The organism is Myxococcus eversor (assembly GCF_010894455.1).
Taxonomy (GTDB): domain Bacteria; phylum Myxococcota; class Myxococcia; order Myxococcales; family Myxococcaceae; genus Myxococcus; species Myxococcus eversor.
In genome coordinates this window covers 64,186-81,990 of sequence record NZ_JAAIXY010000030.1, presented here as the reverse complement: position 1 = coordinate 81,990, position 17,805 = coordinate 64,186, and the positions used below count along the sequence as shown (strand labels likewise).

The window sequence follows — 17,805 nt, the reverse complement described above, 5'->3', positions numbered from 1 at the left end:
CCGGAAGTGGCGAACGACGTTAATGACGCCCCCCTCACTTCGGCAATCCGGGGCTGAAATGAAAGTGGCGTGGACCGTTCCGTCCACGCCACTTGAGAGACAGTCAGGCACTCTCTACAGCGCTCGCGTCCGCTACCCCTCGCCCTCGGAACCCGCCGGCGAGAACATCCACGGATACGTCACCGCCACGACACCGCCACCCTTGGGCTCCGGGAACTTCCAGCGGCGGATGCGGGAAATCATGCACTGCTCCGCCTTGGAGTTGCCCAGCGTCGACTCGGAGATGGTGGCGTCGGAGACCGCCCCCGCCGGGTCGATGGTGAAGGCCACCGCGACCTTGCCCGCCAGACTCGGCTCCTTGTTCAGCTCCGACTCGTAGCAGTACTTGATTTCATTCTGGTGGCGCCGGATGACCTTGGCGATGACGTCCTTGTCCAGGCCGCCCACCACCGTCGTCTTGCCAGGAATCACCTTGGTGATGGACTTGCCGCGGCCACCCAGGTCGATGCCACCCGAGCCGCCCGCGCCGCGTCCGTCACCCTTGGTGCCCAGGCCGCCGATGCCCATGGCCGTGCCACCACCGCCGGTGCCGGCGCCACGCGAGCCCAGGCCACCCACGCCCTGAGCATCACCCATGGCCGCGCCACCCTTGAGGCCACCCAGCGCGTTGTTCAGGCCGGTGCCGAAGCCGCCGGGACCGAACACGTCCGAGGCGCCACCCTTCATGCCCTTGAACGCGCCCAGCAGGCCGACCTTGCCCACCACCTGGCGGTCCTTCTCCTTCTTCGACTTGTCGACGACGGGCGTGCCGGGCTTGGACGGAGCCGCCTCCGCCTGCTTCGCGTCCTCCTTGCCGAACTTGCCCTCCTCGTCCTTCGCCTTCGCGCCCTCCTCCACGCCCTGGAGCTGGAGCTTCTTCGCCTCGAGCTTCTTCTCCGGGGTGACGAGGAACTTCGCGACGCGCTGCTGGGACTCGAAGATGTCGTCGTGCGGCGCCCGCTCCGCGCGCGGCGTCAACGCCATGGCCAGCACCACCGCCACGGCCGCCATCAGGCAGATGGTGGTGATCTTGAAGAACGTGTAGTCCGCCTCCACCAGCGCGTTGGCTGCGATGGCCGGCGACGGCTTCACGTACCGCGCGACGAAGGCCACCGTACCGAACGACACCTCGACGCGGTCATGCAGGCCCAGCTTGAAGACCTGCTCCTTGTCCTCCGCCGTCCCGGTGAGCTGCCCCGCCGCGCGCAGCGCGTCCTTCGACTTCACGTTCCCACGCTCGGTGACGATGGCGCCCGAGCCCGCCGGCACGTGCACTTCCAGCACGTCCCCACGGCTCACCGCCAGCTCGTACCGCTTGCCCACCGAGGGCGCATAGACGTGGAAGAAGTTCTTCTTCCCCTCGCCGATGGTGACGGGGACGCCGTCCTTGAAGTGCTGCACCGACAACAGCGTGTCGCCCCACAGCATCGACACCTGGAGCACCTTCTCCCGAGCCGTGGGCATCGCCTCCGGCGGGAGCTGCTCCTGCAGGTGAGGAAGCACCGCGCGCCGGGGCGCCACGGTGACGGGCGGCGCGTGCGGCACCGGAGCAGGACGTTCCACGCGAGCCGCCGGAGGCGGAGGTGGAGGCCCCACGCGATTCACCGCGGGCGGTGTCACGCGCTCGGTGCGCAGTCCGCCCACGGCCTGGGCCGGGTTCGGACGAGGGCTCGTGAAGACGAACCCTCCTTGCGTGGTGCCGCCTCCCGCCGAGGGAGGTGTCACCACCTGAGGCACCGCCATGGGCACCGGTGTCGGCGCCCGCTGGGTGACCGAGCCCTGGAAGCGCGGTCCCGATACCTTGGCCCCCGCGGGAGCCTGGCGCTCGGGTGGGTCGCCTCCAAAGAGGACCTCCACCCGCGTGCCGCCCACGCGAAGCACGTCCCCGGGTTTGAGTGGCGTGGGGATGACCAGCTTCTGGCCGCTCACCTCCGTGCCACCCTCGCTCCCGAGGTCGATGGCCGTTACCGAGCCATCCTTGTCTACCTTGAGCATCACATGGAGATTGGAGACCCGCGGATCCTGAATCTTCACCGCCGCTTGGGCGCCCGACCCCACGATAACGCTCTCCGCCTCCGAAACGGTTTCCACCGTGGAGCCATCAGGCCCCGTGATTCGAAGGGTCAAGCCGTTTTTCTTCGCCGCCGCCATGAGGATTCTTCCTTCTTCCCTTCCGCTCCCGAAAACGCCTGACCGCCGCCGCTAGAGGTTGTCGACTGACTTCTGAAGCTCCGGGTCGAAGTTCTCCCGGACCTTGATGAGGCTCTGGAAGTCCGTCTTCTTGCGGTGGAGCACGTATGAGCCTTCAGGCTTCGTCAGCTCGCCCTCCACCGCGACATCGGTGAAATCAATCACAGTCTTCTTCCGGAAGACCGTGCGGTCCTCCTCCTGGATGACTTTCACCGTGTCCTTCGATGGGCCCTCGTCCTGCGCCACCGCAGCCGGCGCAATGAACAAGAGCCCCACCACCGTCACCGTCGATGCCAGACGCCTCATACCCAACCTCCTGTTGCTTCCTCGGGTGTGACAGCGGGTTCTCGAAGAGGTTCCCGCGAGTCCTTGCACGGGGCGATCCAAATCCAAGTCCCTGAATCCTATGGAACTTGCTCGCCGCCTTCCACGTGGGGGCCTGGAGGATGGAAAAAACTTCCCCCCTGCCCTGTCATCCCTGCCGTCCTACTTCGTGGGCGCGGGAGCCGTGCCCTGCCGCGCCGGAGCGCTCGCCCCCTGGGGAGCAGGCACCGGCGCCGGAGCAGGCGCACCCGTGCCCTCACCGCCCGGCTGCGCGGCCTCCGCGGGCACGGTGCCAGCGGGTGCGGCGGGCTCGGTGCCCGCGGGCTCGGCCGGCGTGCCCTCGGCGGACTCGGAGCCCTCCTCCACGGGCGCGCCTTCGTTGGGGGCGGCCTCCTGCGGCGCGTTCGCGTCCTGCGGGAGTTGGTTCAGCATGGAGCCCGCACCGCCGGTGGCTTCGTCCTTCTTCTCGCCTTCCGCGCCCGCGGTGGCGGCCTCGGGAGGTGGGGCCTTGAGCATGTTCTGCAGGCCCGTGACCTTGGCGGTGATCATCTGCCGCTCTTGTTCAGTGGTGGACTCCAACGTCTTGCAGCGGTCCAGGAAGGCCACGGCGCGCTCCCAGCCCGCGCGATCCGCGGCGAAGGCCCAGCCCGCGCCACACACGGCCTCGGGCAGCTCCGCGCGTTTGGCCAGCACCTTCTCGAAGGCCTCGCCGGCCGCGATGCCCTTCTTGGAGTCGCGCCCCTTCTGTCCGTCCAGCGCCCAGGCCAGCGACAGGTGCGCCTCGGTGGAGTCCGGCTCCAGTTCGAGCGCGCGGGCGAAGGCCTTCTCGGCACCGGCATAATCGCGGTAGCTGAGCGCCAGCGCGCCGAGGTTGAGGTAGCCCGGCGCGTACTTCTCGTCGAGCGACACGGCCTTCTGGAACTGCGCGAGCGCGCGCGGCCGCTCATCGAGCTTCAGGTAGACCATGCCCAGCAGGTTGTAGAGGGACGGGTCCTTCTCCGAGTGCTTGCGCGCGGTGCCCACCAGCAGCTCCGCCTGACGGTACTTCTCGCGCGCGTAGGCCACGTAGGCCAGGTTCTTGTACGCGCCGGGGTTGTCCTTGTTGCGCTCCAGCACCTTGCGCGCGGTGGCCTCGGACTCGTCCAGCTTGCCCAACTGCCGGTACGTCGCGGACAGGCCATTGAGCAGCGCGGCGTCATGCGCGCGGCCCGGCGTCTTCAGCGCCTTCTCGAAGAGGGCAATCGCGTCATCGCCCCGCTCCTGCGCGCGGTAGACGTTGGCCAGGTTCACCACCGAGGGCGTATGCGCCGGCTCCAGCAGCAGCACCTTCTCGTAGGCGCCGCGCGCGTCGTCCACGCGGCCCTGGCGCTCGGCGATGACACCCAGGTTGAACTGCGAGTTGAGGCTCTGCGGCGACTTCGCCAGCACCTTCTCGAAGCCCTGACGAGCGGTGTCCAGGTCTCCAGCTTCATACGCCTGGATGGCCTGCGCGAACGTGTCAGTGGCGTTGGTCTCCGTCGGCGCGGGCTTGGAGGGCGTCGCCGAGGCCGCGGACGCGGAGGGCGCCTGCGTCTCCGGCATCGCGGAGGGTTTCTGCTGAGGACCCGTCGCGCAGCCGGCGGTGAAGGCCAGCGAGCCGACGACGAACGAACGGAACCATTTCATCGGCATCTTTCCCGTGGAGATCTTCGAAGTGTCGCGAGTCATGGCCGCACCTCCAGCACCGCGGCCGTGGGTGCCTGCGTTCTGTCGTCCGAGGCGGGCGGCTTCGGAGCGCCGTCCTGGGGCTCGGCGGGCGCGGCGGGCTGCTCCGGGTTCGGCGCCGGCGTAGCGGTGGCGCCCCCGGGACCTCCCGGTTCCTTGGCGAGTTCAGCCGCCACGAGCGAGTCGCCGCCGCGGTAGCCCACCTGCTTCACCTGCGCGTAGGCGCCCGGGTGGAAGCGGTTCACCTGGTCCTGCGCGGCCAGTGTCCACGGGCCGTAGAGCCCCAGCTCGTAGGACTTCTCCAGCGCCTTCTCCAGCGCCTCGTTGGCCTTGTCCTCCAGCGGCAGCGCCAGGTTCTCCAGCTCCGAGCGGTACATGCCGAGCTGGTCCTCGTCGAGCCCCGTCGGGTCCGGCGAGTCCATGATGTTGCGAGCGAAGTCCGCGTACGCCAGGCCGATGCGCGTCAGTGCGGCGATGCCCCACTCACCCGAGCCGGTGGACAGCACCGCGAGGTACTCCTTCTCGATGCGCTGGATTTCGCGCTGCTTGGCCGTCAAATCCCGGCGGATGGTGCTCACCCGCGTGAAGCGGATGTCCGAGTAGCGCTTCCACGAGGGCTCCAGCGCCAGGAAGCGCGCGTGGGCGTACGCGTTGAGCGTCGCGTCCTCCTTGCGCACCGCCTCGGGCAACCGACCATACGCACGCACCAGCTCCGCCTGCACGCGCTCCTGCTCCCGCGCGTTCTTGAGCTGCTGCCACGCGAGCAGCTCGTGGTAGCGCGCCAGGTAGAGCTGCGCGGGCGTCGCACGCGAGTCCCGTCCGTAGCCGTCCGCGAAGGTGCCGAACGCACGGGCCGCCTCGCTCCACTTGCGCTCCTTCTCCCAGACGAGCGCGGCCGAGTAGGCCACCTGCGCCACGTCCTTGCGCTCCTTGAAGCGGGCCACGTAGGCGTTGTAGGCGGCAACGGCCTTCTGCGCCTCGCCAGCGCCCTCCCACCACACGCCCGCGTTGAACTGGGCATCCGCCACCCAGGCCCCCGCTTCGGCCACCAACGCCTTGCGCTCGGCGGCCTTCTGCGAGCGACGCGAGTCAGCGTCCTCCTCGCCTCCCGGAGTGTCGCTCTTCTTCGCCGTCGTCTTCGCGCGCGCGTCCTTCGCCTTCTTGCCCTCGGCCTCGCCAGCCTTGAGCGCGGCGTCGTACTGGGCGACGAAGGACTCGGCCAGCGTCGCGGCCTTGCGGTAGTCGGCGACCTTCTCGTAGAGGCCCGCCAGCGTGTAGCGCGCCTTCAGCTCGAAGGGGCTGCGCGGGTACTCGGCCAGGACGCGCTCACCCGCCTCGATGCCGCGGTCCAGCTCGCCCGCCTCCTGGGCGATGGACATGGCGTAGACGAGCGCGCGGTCGGCGTTCTCCGACTTGGGGAACTCCTTCACGAACTTGAGGAACTCCTCGGCGGCCTTCTTCGGGTTCTTCTCCTGCTTGTAGACGACCTCGTCCACCCACTTGTAGTGGCTGCCCTCGACGACGCGGCCCACGCGAATCGCGAAGTCGGAGCCGGGCTTGGACAGCTTCTTGTTGTCGAGGAACTTGCGCGACAGCGTGGCCAGCTCCAGCCACTCCTGGCGGCTCTCCAGCACGTACATGGTGAGGTCCGCGGCGTCACGCGAGCGCCGCTCCTCGGGGAACTTCTCGATGATTTCGCCGAAGCGGCGCGCCGCGTCCACGAAGTGGCTGCGGTCGTAGAGGATGACGGCCGCCTGGTAGCGCAGGTCGATTTCGTCCTGCGTGTCCGGATAAAGCTTCACGTACGTGTCGCACGCGGCGACCAGCCGCTCCTCGAACTTCGTGAGCGACTCCTCTTCCTTCTCCTTCGCGTCGCGCTTGACGATCTTCTGCCGCGCGACGTCGCCCTTGTCCTTCTTCTCGTCGACCTTCTGGCCGTCCTTGAGGTCGCTCTTCGCGAGCTGACCGCGCTCGATCTTCACCAGCTTGTCGTAGGCGAGGATGGCGTTGAACGAAGCGCTCTTGCGGTAGCTCTCGCTGGAGACCTCGCGCGCGGAGTCGCGGTCCGGAATCTTGAACGCCACCACCGCGTCGTACTCGGCGGCGGCGGCCTGCCACTCCTCGAGCGCCCAGAGAATCTCCGCGTAGAAGAAGCGGAGGTTGAAGGCGGAGTCCGCCACGAACTCCGGGTTGGAGCTGGAGGCGAACGCGTCCACGTACTGCTTGTAGATGTCGCGCGCGAGCCGGTACGTCTCCACCTGGCGCGTCCTCTGCGCCTCCTGGTGGTACTCCGTCACCATCACCCGCATCGCCTCTTCCGTGACGTTGAAGGCGTTGCGCAGCACGGGGGCCTTGCCCTCGTTGGCCTTCCACCACTCGCCACCCGGGCTGTAGAGGTCCACCATCCGCTTCATCTCCTTGCGGACCTGCTGCCGCTGGCGGAGACCCTCGAAGGCGCGGACGACGGCCTGCTGGTACTCGGGCGCGCTGACGCCCATGGGCTCGTCGTCGACGAGCGTGCGATAGAGCAGGATCGCGCTGTCGAAGTGACCCGCGTCCACCAGGCCCGCCGCCGTCTTCGCGATGAGGCGGCCCTGGCGCTTCGCCGGCGCCTTCTCGCGGAAGTAGGAGATGGCCTGCTTGGGCTGATCCAACTGGACGTAGAAGACCGTCAAGTCGTTGAGCGCCTCGGTGCGCAGGTCGCCGAGCTCCGGCTGCTTCGCGGCGTAGTCCACCACCTCGTGCAGCTTCTTCAGGCCCGCGTCGTAGTCACCGGTGTTGTAGTCGCACCAGGACAGCTTGTAGACGGCGTAGCCGTAGATCTTGGGCACCCCGGAGTCGCGGGCCTTCTCGTAGTTGACCTTGGCGGGGATGAGCTTGTTCGACTCGAAGTAGTGGTTGCCGAGCTGGATGTACGCGTCCGGCACGAACTGCGAGCGGGGGAAGTCCTTGATGAGCTCCTCGTAGCGGGCCACGGCGTCGTCGCGCCGGCCCAGCTCATAGAGGTTGTAGCCCATGGAGAAGAGGACCTCGTCGCGCTGCGGGTACTGCGGATAGCCGCGGAGGATGTCCTCGTAGATGCCCATCGTCTCCGTGCGGTAGCGCTCGCTCTCGCGATGGTCCTGCTTGGGGGCCTCGCCCTTCTCGCCCCGCGCCTGCGCCGCGTCGAACTTCTTCTCCTCCGCGAGGAAGCGGTCCATCTCCAGTTGGTAGAGGTACTTGGACTTCTCCCAGTACAACTCCGACAGGCGGTAGAGCATCTCCGCCTTCTGCGGGTTGCCGTCCTGGAGCTTGGGGATGAGGCGCTTGAAGGCCTCAATCGCCTCGTCGCGCTTCTTGTCCGCCAGCGCATTCTTCCGCGAATCCGCGATGCGGGGGATGTCGGCGAACTTCGCCGTGGCGGGCTTCACGCGCGCCGGCCCGCGCCGCACGTCCTCCGGCGCGACGCCGGGCGGCGGGGCCTCCTTCGCCGCCTCCGCCTTCTTCGCCTGGGCGCCCTTCTTGCCCTTGTCCGCCGCACCAGAGGTCTTCGACGCCGACGTCGCCGCGGGCTTCTTCACCGCCTTGCGCGCTGGCGCTTCCGCCGCCTCTCCCACCCCGCCGCCAGTAGCGAGCGCAACGCCCACCGCCAGCGCACCGAAACGAAGCACCACCTTCATGCGAGCTCCCGACTGTGAAGCCGCCCCGACCACCGAGCAGCCGTTCGCCCGGGCACGAGGGACGAACGAAAGTAGACGCGCACTCCACGAATGAGAAGTGGTGTGGAACGCCTCTTGCGACAGGGTTCACGCTCCCGACAACGACGAAGGGGACCACCTCGGCACCTGATGTGCGCCAAGGAGGTCCCCTCGTGGACGATGTCTGGGCAGCCGTGGCCCATGGCGTCACGGCGTTTGTTGCTCGGCTGTCTTCGCCGGGCAGCCGCGCTTCAGCGTGTACTGGTAGTAACCAATCTCGTCGATCCAGAACTCGCCCTGGAACTTCCAGTAGTTCCACGCCGCGCCCGGCATCTTCGGCCGGTAGAGCGACTGGCGCGTGAGCAGCGCCTTCTGGTCCACGCCCGCCTGGAGCAGGTCCTTCTCGTCCAGCGCCGTCTGCACGCGGATGATTTCGGCCTGGTCGGAGAAGGTCCGCAGGTTGTCCGCCGCCTCGCGGATGCGGCTGCGCGCCAGCGTGCCGCCCACCTGGAGCAGCGTGCCGCGCACGTCCTCGAGCGAGGCCACCGTCTGTTTCGCCAGGGGCGTTCCGCGCCAGGCGCCGCCGCTCAACTCCTTCTTCTCCTCGTCCAGCTTCGCCAGCACGCGCATCACCTCGCGGATGCGCTCGTTGTTGCGCAGCCACAGGTAGACGGGGCGCGGCAGCCGGCGGTTCTCCGCGGCCACCAGGTTGTAGGCCTGCACCAGGTCGCTGTCCTCGGCGGTGAAGGGCTCCAGCTGCTTGGCCATGGGGCCATACAGCTCGTCGAAGGCCGCCAGCGTCGTCTTCACCTCGTCGTAGAGGCACGAGTAGTAATAGACGGTCGACTTGAGGATCCACGACTCGGGCTGGAAGGCTCCGGCGAACTGCGGCGCGTGCAGCGCCTGGAGACTGCCGAGCGATCCACCGAAGTCCTCGTTCTGGAAGCGCGCGAAGCCGTTCTCGAAGAGGGCCTGGTCCCAGTAGCGCGTATACCGAGGCACCTTCTCGTAGGCGACGGTGGCCTCCGCGTACTCGCCGCGGCGGTAGTGCAGCCGGCCCAGGCCGATGAGGGCCAGGTGCTGCGTCGCCTTCAGCTCCACCTGCGGCTCGTTCGCCGACAGCGACGCGTTGAAAGCGGCCAGCGCCTCCTTGTCCAGCGTCTCGCCCTCGCCGGGACGCCCCGGGAAGCGCGGGTCCGCGAGCACCACGCCCAGCAGGTAGCGCGCCTTCGCGTAAACGCGGCTGTCCTTGGGCACCGCCTCCAGCAGCGAGCGCGCCTCCTCGAAGCGCATGCGGCGCTGGCTCACCGTGCCCACCAGGTAGTTGATGCGGGCGAGGACTTCCTTGGGCAGCGTCACCCACTTGTCCCGCACCTCCTCCGAGTACGCCTGGTTGAGGATGCTGGGGATGAGGTTCTGCTCATCCAGTTGCTGCTGCATGTCCACCAGCCCCTCCACCGCCTTGAGGTACGAGGGGTGCGAGGGCCCGGCGTTGACGATGGCCGCGTAGGAGATGAACGCGGAGACGGGCAGGCCCTTCTTCGCAAGGGACTGCGCGAGGTAGAACTCCGCCTTGCCCTGCGTGTCCGCGTCACCGCCGGACTCCGAGGCCTGGAAGAAGAGCGGCGCGGCGGTGTCGTAGTCCCCCGCGTTGAAGGCCGCCAGCGCGCGGTTGTAGCCACCCGAGTCCTGCTGGGCGGCCACCGCGAACGGCGCCAGGACGACGAGGATGTGGAGCAGTCGTTTCATGGCGAGTCGTGCCTTCATGGGCGCAATCAGAAGAGGAACGAGAAGCCTGCGTAGAAGCTGATGTTGTTGAGGACGTCGGAGGACGGCTCGGCCACCAAATCCCGGCCGAGGATGATGTCCTCGCGGTAGTTCTTCTTCGTCTTCGGGTCCACGCCGTCGAACTTCTCGTATTTGCAACTGCTACTGAGTGGCAGCGAGCCGAACTCCTGGCCGCTGGCGCGCGCGGCCTCCAGTTGCTCGAAGTCCGCCAGGTTGCAGCCGTCCACCTTGTCCACGCGCGCCGTGTAGATGAGGTCCCTCACCTCCAGGCGCAGCGCGTACGACTCGCCGAACTGGAGGCGGAACCCGCCGCCCACCGAGCCCAGGAACTTGTTGCCGGTGCCACCGAAGCGCGCCGGGACGTTGTAACGCTGCCCGTCGACTTCGTTGGCCACTTCGGGACGGATGAGGTGCCTCGTGGAGCCCACGCCCGCGCCGCCGCTCAGCACCAGGCTGAACTGCGCCAGCTTGTCGTCGAGGAACGCGAACTTCCCGTACAGCGGCGTCACCTCCACGCCCGCCTGCGCGCCCCAGACGAGCAGCAGCGACGAGGCCGCCTGCGCCTGCTCGCGCACCTTGTCGATGAGCTCCAGGTTGAAGTCGCTCTCGTTGGTGTGCCAGTTGTACTGGCCCGTCACCTGGACCGCGAAGTTCTCCTGCAGGTGATAGCTGTAGTGCAGCGCCGTGCCCGCGTGGTTGGTGTACTTGCCGTTCACCTGGACGACGGCCGGGTACAGCGCCAACTCGTGCTTGCTCTCGTCCGCGAAGCGCTTCTTCTGGACGATGTGCAGCGACACGTTCGGGTTGTAGAGCGGCGCGCCATTCACCAATCGCTGCTCCTGCACGTCCGTGGTGCGCGGCGCCTCGTCCGAGGAGGCCAGCACCGGCGCGTCGTCCGGCGTCACTGGCGCGTCCACGTCGCGCTCGGGCACGGGCTCGGACACCACGGGCTGCTCGTCCTGCGCGTCATCCATGGGCGCGAGCGCGGGCTCCACCCTCGGCGCCTTGGCGGCCTCAGTGGGGACGGTGGGCTCCGGACGCGACGTCGGCGCGCGAGGCACCTCCGGCTTCGGCTCCGGGGGCCGCGCGGGCGGCGGAGGCACGGACGTCTCCGCGCCCGGCCCGGGCACGGACGGAGCCTCTTCCGCCTGGGCGAGCACGACGGCGGACGGCGGGAAGCGCGGTGGGGCGGCCTGGGCCGCCGCCGCGACGAGGAGCGCGAGGGACAGAATCGGTCGCATGGTTTTCAGGAGTCCCTAGAAGGAGAAGGTGTAGCCGAGGTCGAACTGCACCAGGTGCGTGAGGCCGGGACTGGAGGCGACGTCACCCGTCACCCGCCCCGCCTCCCAGTCGTCGCGCACCAGATTCACGCGGTAGTTGTCGCGGAACACCCAGTCGCGCAGCTCCAGCCGCACGCCGTGCTTGTCGAGGATGAAGAAGCGGAAGCCCACCGCCGCGGACACCACCGGCGCCACGCGCGTCTCGCGCACCCAGTAGTTCTCCGACGCGGAGCCGCGGTCCTCCAGCGAGGTGCGGTTGTCACAGACGCCCAGCTCCCGGTCCACCACCTGCGAGCACTGGATGACGGAGTTGCGCTGGAAGCTGCCCACGCCACCTCCCGCCCAGACGTACGCCTGGAAGTGCGCCGGCAGGTCGGACACCAGGCTCAGCTTTCCGTAGATGGGCGCCCAGCGGATGCCCGCGACGCCGTGGAGGTTCATCTCCCAGAGGTCCTCGAGCTCGTCGGTGACGCGCTTGTCCTCGCGCGCCAGGAAGCTCTCGGAGATGGAGCGCGCCAGGCCCGTGTGGCGGCTGGCCGCATAGCCCGCGCGCGCCTCCACGGCGAAGGTGTTGAAGAGGTTGTAGGCGACGCCCGCGGTGAAGAAGTAGTGCGCCGTCAGGTTCGACTGGACGGGCAACCCCACCCCCAACGACACCTCCAGGTGGCCACCGGGCTCGTACAGCCGATTGCGGACGACGACGTTGTCGAGGACGGCCTCGTCATCCTGCGCGGCGGCCCCAGTGGCCGCCAGCCAGACCAGCAGTGCAGCGAAGACGCGAAGCGTGCGTGCGTTCATGGTTCCTGCCCGGCCCAAGGGGATGGGCCGCCGTGTGCGGGAGTCCAAAGCCTCCCCCATCCAGGGCGCCTGCGTCACCCGACGCCAGGTCCCTTCGTGGCGCATCCATGTGCGCACGGCTTCCACTCACGACAAGGCATTCGGGCCACGAGGCGGAATTATTTTCACCCCTGGGCAGCCGCGCCGCCCACCGGTCAACGTTTCAGGGCGCCCAAACGCCCACGCCCGGGCACGACACGGGCCACGGCTTCCCACCGGGGGCACACCCGTGCCCACCCCGGCTCCAGCGAAACCCGCAAAAGAAAACGCCCCGCCCGGATGCCCGACGAGTCGGGCCCGGAAGCGGGGCGTCAGGAGCGCTTCAGGAGAAGACGCTCAGCAGCGGATCAACCGCGGCGCGCGGCCTTGTGCTGCTCGCGCATCGCCACCTTGATGCTGGGGCGCAGGAAGACGATGGCGTTGTTGTGGCCGGGGACGGCGCCCTTGACCAGCACGAGGCCCTTCTCCAGGTCCACTTCGACGACGGTCAGGTTCTGCGTGGTGACCTGCTCCACGCCGTAGTGACCCGGCATCTTCTTGTTGGGGTAGACGCGGCCCGGCGTCTTGCGCTGTCCGATGGCGCCCGGGTGACGCTGATACTCGTGCGTACCGTGCGTCTTGGTCTGCGAACCCTTGAAGCTCCAGCGGCGCATGACGCCGGAGAAGCCACGACCCTTGGTCACGCCCGTGACGTCCACGAGCTGGCCCTTGGAGAAGAGGTCCGCCTTGACGGCGTCGCCGACGTTGAAGGAGGTGGACTCCTCCACCGTGACGCGGAACTCCTTCACGTGGCGGCGATACGGGACGTTGGCCTTCTTGAAGAAGCCCCGCTCGCACTTGTTCAGAATCTTCTCGCGAATCTCACCAAAGCCCAGGGTGACCGCGGAGTACTGATCCTTCTCCGGGGTACGCTTGCCCACGACCTGGCAGGTGCTCACGTCGATGACCGTCACGGGAACGAGGTTGCCCTCGTCATTGAACACCTGGGTCATCCCGATTTTCTTGCCAATCAGACCCTTCACGTCGTCCTCACACTGCCAGCGCGCGTAGGCGCGGAAAAACCCAATAAAATCAATGATCTGGCCCGCAAACTACACTGCGGTCCCCGAGAAGCGGCGCAATGTAGCAGACATACCCCCCACGTCAAGCACTACGGGCGGGGGAGCGCCTCACTGAGCGCGATCAAGCCTTGGGTAGAAGGCGGCGAGCTGCGCGTCAGCGATTCGCTGAGCGTACACGTCCTCGCCCAACAGGAACAGCGCTTGATCCAGATAATCCTCGGCGGCCTTCACCTGTTCCTCCAACGTGGCGATGGATTGATCCACTTCCGCCATGCGCCGGTCGTGCTCGGCCAGCCGGACCTCGGCCTCGTCCTCCATCTCCAGCAGGCGCTTGTGGGCCAGGATGCCGGCAGAGCCGGGCTGCCCGGGCTCCGGGGTGAGGGCGGTGGACAGCCGCTCGTCCAGATCCTCGACCTCCCGGCCGAGCCGCATCTGCGTCAGTCGGTTCTTCTTGAGGTTGGTGCGAGCGACGTCGATGCGGGAGACGTCCTGCCGCGTCAGCTCCATGTCGGAGATCTTCGCCTCCAGCTTGAGGAGGCCATCGGCGGCGTAGCGCAGCTCCGCGCGCTTGGTGGCGAGCGTCTTGCGCAGGTCCTTCACCTTGCCGTCGATGGCATCCACCGCCTTCTTCCACTTGCGGACGGAGGCCTGGAGGCCGACCTTCTCCGCTTCCTGCTCGTCGAGGAACGCCTGATAGGTGGCGTCCTCGTCGTTCATCTCCTGCTCGAACGCCGCCAGTTCGTCACGGCGCGCCACCACCGCCTCCTCCGCCTTGTAGACGCGGTCCATGGAGCGGGGGCAGTTCGGCTTGCCCGGGAGTCTGTCCCGGGCGAGGTCGCCGAGCTGAAAGATGAGATCGTCGTAGCTCTCCTTCGCCATGGGCGGATTTCTACGCCCAAAAAGCCGGGACTGTCACCGGGAGAGCGAGCGCCCGACGCTCGTTTTCAGGAGTCGGCGGGCGCGGCGGCGGCGGTGGAGCTGGCCATGGTGGTCGCGGCCAGGGGTCCTTCGGCCAGGGCGAGCAGCTCCCGGGCGCGATCCTGCTCCTCGGTGCGGTTGAGCTCGCAGACCCACGCGGAGGACAGGTCCGCCTGCTGCCGGGCCAGCTCCGCGGTCGTCTCGTAGCGCGCGGCGGAGGCTCGGGCGAAGGCGCCCTCCCGCCGCAGCTCCTTGAGCGTGTCCGCGTCCAGTTCAATCTCCTCTGGGGGCACCGGCAGGGGCCCCCGTCCCAGCGCCGCCAGTCGCGCGAGCAACCGCGAGGCGTGCGCTCGGCAGAAGGCGGCGAGCACCATCAGCCTCGCGCGGACCCTCGCATCCATGATCCGCTCGGCGAGCATCGTCATCCGCCGGGCGGAGACGACCTCCGCCTCCCACGCGGCCGCCAGTGCCGCGGCCAGCCGGGTATGCCTCGCACCCATCTACGTCCCCCGATCCCTACCCACTTCGAGCCCAACGTAGGGATGGGTGTCTCCGGATTCAACCGAGTGCGCGCTCGACCATCCAGTAACCACCAGCCGCGAGGATGCACACGGACAACACTCGCACCGCCCCCCGGTGCAGCCCGGGCCTGCGCTGGAGCATGCGCAGCGGCGGCAGCAACACCACCACGACAATCGCCTGCCCCAGCTCCACGCCCAGGTTGAAGCCGAGCAGCCCCTTCACCACCGAGTCTCCCAGGCCATAGCCCGCCAGCACGCTCGCGAAGCCGAAGCCGTGCACCAGCCCGAAGAGGAAGGTGATGAGCGCGCGGTGGCGGTGCTCCTTCAGCACCAGGTTCTCCGCCGCCACGTAGATGATGGACGCGGCGATGGCGGCCTCCACCCAGCGCACCCGGCCCTCGTCGAGGACTATCCAGCCAAGCGCGGTGGCCCCCAGCGTGAGCGAGTGCGCCACCGTGAAGGACGTCACCAGGAGCAGCACCCGCTTGAGCCCGCCCCCCACCAACAGCACCGCCAGCAGGAAGGCGAGATGATCCACGCCCTCGAAGATGTGGCGCAGGCCCAGCCCCACCCAGCCGACGAAGCCGCTCACGGCCGACGACGTCCCCTCCCCCGCTCCGGGAATGGCGAGCGAGGGCTGCGTGGCGTCCGCGAAGAGCGCCCCGGGCAGCTCCCCGTCCACCGCGCTGCCCAGGATGACGCGATAGCCGGCGGGCAGCACCGACAGCACGGTGTAGCGCTGCTGGAGCGCCCCCTTCGGACAGGTGAAGGTGGCGGACAGCTCCACGAACGTCTGGCGGAGCAACGCGGTGTGGGAGGTGCGTGTGCAGGGCTGGCCGCCAGCGGTGAGCGGCATCGCGTCCCACACGCCGACCTCGAGCGCGGGACGGCGGGCGTCGAGATCCGCCTGGGACACCGTCCCATCCCCGTCCGCGTCCGCGGGGACGAGCAGGCCCAGCGTGCTGGCGGTGAGCGTGACGACCTGGCGCACCTCGGCCTCGGCGGGCCCGGCGCGGCGCACCTGCGTGTAGAGGATGTCGGCGTCGTGGGCGGAGGCGGCGCTCGACAGCAGCCACAGGCCCGCGAGCAGTCCTCTCCAGGGGAACTTCGTCATGGCGCGCGAGCCTGCCGTCCCGGGCGGCTCGCGTCCACAGCCCCCCAGGGCTATTCCGGGATGACCTCCAGTTGGATCTGCTGCCGACCGCTCAAGCCCCCATGCCGGGCGCCACAGCGGGAACAGAAGATGAGCTGATCCCACTCCCAGAGCAGCTTCACGTCCTCACCGCAGCACAGCATGGGAATCACGCGCAGCAGCTCGTCCGGCTCCGGCTCCATGGGCCCCGGCAGCGACTCCGGCGCCACCGCGACGAAGGTCGGCCGGGGGTTGAGCGACAGCGTGCGCGAGACGTGCGCGAGCTGCTCGTAGCGGACGTGGTTCGCCCACGCGCGCGCCACCGCCTCCAGATGCGTCTGCTGCGCGGGGGTGAGGAAGCCGTCCGCCTCCGCGCGATGGCCGCAGTAGGGGCAGCGCCACACGGGCAGCCCCTCCTCGCCTTCGTGCGCGTTCTCCAGCGCGAAGAAGGCCTGGAGCTTGTGCAACAGCGCGCGGGCGTCATGCGGGCCTGGCCGCGTCTTGAAGGGGCGCATGCAACTGGGACACTCGCGGCGCGTGAAGCCCGCGGTGTCCCGAGGCAGCTCCACGCCCTCCGCCTCCAGGCCCGAGCCACTCATGACAGCGCCGTCCGCCGGCCCCGCGACACCACGCCCATCACGAAGGCGAACAGCGCGAAGACCATGAACAGGTGCACCCAGTACCCCTCGGTGGAACCCGCCGTCAGGCCCAGCCCCCACAGCACCATCAGGATCATCCCTATCGTCCAGTACACGCGACACCTCCCCTCGTCCCCTAGCCGGACTGGCGCAAGCTAGGAACGCGAAAGCCCCCAGGCAACCCATGTGCTTTTCACAGGAAGCAAAGTTCCCTCTCCGGGCATTTTTTCCGACCCGTGAGAAGCCGCGCGGCCCATGAGTCAGTCGGAGTTCCAAGAGATCTAAAGGAGATAGAGGCCTGCAACCCCCGCCGAGGGCGCTGGCACGGCGCCTGCTTGGGTGTCTCCCCGTCGGAGTCGAACGAACTGGGGAGGGTGGGATGAGGGGTTGGACGGTGGCGGTGACGACGGCTGCGATGTTGGTGGGTGCGGGTGCTCAGGCGTTTCCGGTGCAGGTGCCCTCGGGTCCCCAGGGTGAGCCGGCGGAGGTGACGCAGCTGCGCACCCGGCTGGAGCAGCGGGAGCTGGAGCTGCGGGCGGCGCTGGCGAAGCTCCAGGCGTACGAGGACGAGGCGCTGCACGCGGAGGCGGAGCGGCTGGGCGTGGTGGAGCTGGTGAAGGCATCGGGCCTGCCGGTGCACCAGCAGCGCCGGCTGTCGGTGGCCATCGTCCGCGAGGCCCAGCGCAACAACGTGGACCCGCTGCTGGTGGTGGCGGTCATCAAGTGCGAGAGCTCCTTCAACAACTACGCGGTGTCCCACGTGGGCGCCATGGGGCTGATGCAGGTGATGCCGGACACGGGGACGTGGCTGGCGGACAAGGCCGGCTACCGGCTGGGCCGCAGCACCAACCTGTTCGACGCGGAGACGAACGTGGCGCTGGGCACCGCGTACCTGGCGGACCTCATCGAGCGCTTCGGCTCCGTGGAGAAGGCCCTGGTCGCCTACAACGCGGGTCCCGGACTGGCCCGGCGAATCCTCGCGAAGAAGGAGTCGCGCACGAAGTTCATGGCGGGCTACCCCACCAAGGTGGTGAAGGAGTTCCGCAAGCTGAAGGCCTACCAGGAGCGTCAGCTCACCCTGGTCGACCAACAGAAGACGATTGATCGCCAGGGTTGATCGCCAGACGACACCCAGGGCGCCCGGCACAGGACAGTCGCGTCAAAGTTACGAATCCGGGGCTGAAATTCCTGCCCCACCCGAGGCAGTGTTCGCGCCGGGCAGTGCACCCCATGGATTTTCCATGGGTTTTCCGGGTGTGACAGTGGCCCGGAATGTGCTCCTGCCGCCGTGCCCAAGACTTTGGCACGGCGCGCACACACCATCCACGGGAGAGCACAGCAATGGCGGGTTTGCAGATCCACCGCGAGGACGTCGCAGGTCACATCACCCTGCGTTTGGAAGGGGTTCTGGACGGGAAGACGGCCCACGAGGTCCAGCTGTCGCTGGACGCCTTGAAGGGCTGTGAGGTGGTGCTGGACTTCACCCATCTGCGCGAGTTCAAGGACAGCGCGGTGGGCGTATTGACGCGGAACATGGCGAACTCGGTGAAGCTGCAGGGGCTGGCCACGCATCACGAGCGGATGTTCCGCTACTTCGGGGTGGGCGCCAGCGTCGTCGCCCACCGCCCCTACTACACGCCCGAGGACGTGCTCTCCCTCTGAGGTGACGAGGGAGCGGGCGCCTCGGCGGGGTGCC

The 17,805-nt window shown here is 68.3% G+C and carries 15 protein-coding genes; 2 read left to right on the top strand and 13 right to left on the bottom strand.

What is annotated here, in order from left to right; all coding sequences use genetic code 11:
• Positions 1-132 precede the first annotated feature (132 nt).
• From G4D83_RS41430 to G4D83_RS41370, 13 genes are all read right to left on the bottom strand, one after another.
• On the bottom strand, positions 133-2,190 hold the full coding sequence (locus G4D83_RS41430) for a TonB family protein (protein WP_163870468.1): 2,058 nt from the start codon (positions 2,188-2,190) through the stop codon (positions 133-135).
• A 51-nt stretch (positions 2,191-2,241) separates the two neighbouring features.
• A complete protein-coding gene (locus G4D83_RS41425) occupies positions 2,242-2,535 on the bottom strand; it encodes a hypothetical protein (RefSeq protein WP_163870467.1) in 294 nt (97 codons plus the stop codon).
• Positions 2,536-2,715: 180 nt separating this feature from the next.
• On the bottom strand, positions 2,716-4,260 hold the full coding sequence (locus G4D83_RS41420) for a tetratricopeptide repeat protein (RefSeq protein ID WP_163870466.1): 1,545 nt from the start codon (positions 4,258-4,260) through the stop codon (positions 2,716-2,718).
• Positions 4,257-7,916 carry a tetratricopeptide repeat protein gene (locus G4D83_RS41415; protein ID WP_163870465.1) on the bottom strand — a complete coding sequence of 1,220 codons (3,660 nt, stop codon included), beginning with the start codon at positions 7,914-7,916 and terminating at the stop codon, positions 4,257-4,259. The genes G4D83_RS41420 and G4D83_RS41415 overlap by 4 nt, the downstream gene beginning before the upstream one ends.
• A 225-nt stretch (positions 7,917-8,141) precedes the next feature.
• A complete protein-coding gene (locus tag G4D83_RS41410; protein ID WP_163870464.1) occupies positions 8,142-9,683 on the bottom strand; it encodes a tetratricopeptide repeat protein in 1,542 nt (513 codons plus the stop codon).
• Between the two features lie 26 nt (positions 9,684-9,709).
• Positions 9,710-10,963 carry an outer membrane beta-barrel domain-containing protein gene (locus G4D83_RS41405; RefSeq protein ID WP_163870463.1) on the bottom strand — a complete coding sequence of 418 codons (1,254 nt, stop codon included), beginning with the start codon at positions 10,961-10,963 and terminating at the stop codon, positions 9,710-9,712.
• Between the two features lie 15 nt (positions 10,964-10,978).
• Complete coding sequence (locus G4D83_RS41400; protein WP_163870462.1) at positions 10,979-11,800, bottom strand: outer membrane beta-barrel domain-containing protein; 822 nt, start codon at positions 11,798-11,800, stop codon at positions 10,979-10,981.
• Positions 11,801-12,186: 386 nt separating this feature from the next.
• A complete protein-coding gene (rplC, locus tag G4D83_RS41395) occupies positions 12,187-12,861 on the bottom strand; it encodes a 50S ribosomal protein L3 (RefSeq protein WP_163870461.1) in 675 nt (224 codons plus the stop codon).
• 147 nt (positions 12,862-13,008) lie between these two features.
• A complete protein-coding gene (locus G4D83_RS41390; RefSeq protein WP_163870460.1) occupies positions 13,009-13,779 on the bottom strand; it encodes a hypothetical protein in 771 nt (256 codons plus the stop codon).
• A gap of 65 nt (positions 13,780-13,844) precedes the next feature.
• The gene (locus G4D83_RS41385) at positions 13,845-14,318 is read right to left on the bottom strand and encodes a hypothetical protein (protein ID WP_163870459.1); all 474 of its coding nucleotides are present in this window, start codon (positions 14,316-14,318) and stop codon (positions 13,845-13,847) included.
• 58 nt (positions 14,319-14,376) lie between these two features.
• Entirely contained in the window at positions 14,377-15,453 is a 1,077-nt protein-coding gene (locus G4D83_RS41380; protein ID WP_163870458.1) for a HupE/UreJ family protein, read from the bottom strand.
• Between the two features lie 50 nt (positions 15,454-15,503).
• A complete protein-coding gene (locus G4D83_RS41375) occupies positions 15,504-16,070 on the bottom strand; it encodes a hypothetical protein (protein ID WP_163870457.1) in 567 nt (188 codons plus the stop codon).
• Positions 16,067-16,225, bottom strand: a complete 159-nt coding sequence (locus tag G4D83_RS41370; protein WP_163870456.1) for a lmo0937 family membrane protein — start codon at positions 16,223-16,225, stop codon at positions 16,067-16,069. Before G4D83_RS41370 ends, G4D83_RS41375 begins: the two co-directional genes overlap by 4 nt.
• A gap of 263 nt (positions 16,226-16,488) precedes the next feature.
• Here G4D83_RS41370 and G4D83_RS41365 point away from each other — a divergent pair, with 263 nt between their 5' ends.
• Together G4D83_RS41365 and G4D83_RS41360 are read left to right on the top strand one after the other, a co-directional pair.
• Positions 16,489-17,226, top strand: a complete 738-nt coding sequence (locus G4D83_RS41365; protein WP_163870455.1) for a lytic transglycosylase domain-containing protein — start codon at positions 16,489-16,491, stop codon at positions 17,224-17,226.
• 224 nt (positions 17,227-17,450) lie between these two features.
• Positions 17,451-17,771 carry an STAS domain-containing protein gene (locus G4D83_RS41360; protein ID WP_163870454.1) on the top strand — a complete coding sequence of 107 codons (321 nt, stop codon included), beginning with the start codon at positions 17,451-17,453 and terminating at the stop codon, positions 17,769-17,771.
• The last annotated feature ends 34 nt before the right edge of the window (positions 17,772-17,805 follow it).